Origin of the sequence: Paenibacillus flagellatus (assembly GCF_003217775.1) — a bacterium.
Lineage (GTDB): Bacteria > Bacillota > Bacilli > Paenibacillales > NBRC-103111 > Paenibacillus_AB > Paenibacillus_AB flagellatus.
In genome coordinates this window covers 1-1,349 of record NZ_QJVJ01000036.1, presented here as the reverse complement: position 1 = coordinate 1,349, position 1,349 = coordinate 1, and the positions used below count along the sequence as shown (strand labels likewise).

Genomic DNA, 1,349 nt, shown 5'->3' with positions numbered 1-1,349 from the left:
AACACCCGAAGTCGGTGAGGTAACCGCAAGGGGCCAGCCGCCGAAGGTGGGGTAGATGATTGGGGTGAAGTCGTAACAAGGTAGCCGTATCGGAAGGTGCGGCTGGATCACCTCCTTTCTATGGAGTTAAGCGCAATCGGAAGATTGCGCCACCTCGGAAGCATTATCATCGAACCCGTAGAGGTTCGGTACAATTAGGTCCGTTTTCATTTGTTCAGTTTTGATGGAATTTTGTTTCCATCTCCTCTAAATGAAAAAGCATCGCAGCTTAACCGAAGAAGTCGGGGTTCCCCCAAAAGGATTCGGAATATGCTGCGGAAGCCAACTTCACTTTTGGAGGAACTCATATGGGGCCATAGCTCAGCTGGGAGAGCGCCTGCCTTGCAAGCAGGAGGTCAGGAGTTCGATCCTCCTTGGCTCCACCAAAAACGAATACTGAATTCGCCGAAACATGCCAAGTTTTAGTGCTTGAAATGTCGAAAGCGAATGTGGTATTATAGCAAATGTCGCTTCGGCGGCGGAACTTGTTCCTTGAAAACTGGATAGCGAAACGAATCGAGCAAAGAACATCTGTAAAGGTGAACTTAGAAGCTGACGAGAATGCTTACGTAGCTAGCAATACTACGTATTGCTCTCAGGATAAGCTAATAAGGGCGCACGGAGGATGCCTAGGCGCTAGGAGCCGATGAAGGACGTGGCGAACTACGATAACGCCTCGGGGAGCCGTAAGCAGGCTTTGATCCGGGGATGTCCGAATGGGGAAACCCACATGGAGTAATATCCATGTACCGTTACCTGAATACATAGGGTAATCGGAGGCACACCCAGGGAACTGAAACATCTAAGTACCTGGAGGAAAAGAAAACAAAAGTGATTCCGTCAGTAGCGGCGAGCGAACGCGGAGAAGCCCAAACCAAGGAGCTTGCTCCTTGGGGTTGTAGGACGTCAACATGGCAAAAGCAGGTTAGGCGAAGCGGTCTGGAAAGGCCGGCCATAGAAGGTAACAGCCCTGTAACCGAAAGCCTGCGTATGCCTAGACGGATCCTGAGTACGGCGGGGCACGGGAAACCCCGTCGGAATCCGGCAGGACCATCTGCCAAGGCTAAATACTCCCTAGCGACCGATAGCGAAGCAGTACCGTGAGGGAAAGGTGAAAAGCACCCCGGGAGGGGAGTGAAATAGAACCTGAAACCGTGCGCTTACAAGAAGTCAGAGGCCGTTTATGGCTGATGGCGTGCCTTTTGTAGAATGAACCGGCGAGTTACGTTCCCGTGCGAGGTTAAGTCGAAGAGACGGAGCCGCAGCGAAAGCGAGTCTGAATAGGGCGACCATAGTACGTGGACGTAGAC

1 tRNA gene and 2 rRNA genes are annotated in these 1,349 nt (G+C 51.9%); all 3 read left to right on the top strand.

Annotated elements, in window-relative coordinates:
- Positions 1-118, top strand: a 16S ribosomal RNA gene (locus tag DLM86_RS31655); the annotation flags it as partial.
- A 231-nt stretch (positions 119-349) separates the two neighbouring features.
- Positions 350-425 (top strand) — tRNA-Ala (locus DLM86_RS31650).
- A gap of 212 nt (positions 426-637) precedes the next feature.
- Positions 638-1,349 (top strand): 23S ribosomal RNA (locus tag DLM86_RS31645); the annotation flags it as partial.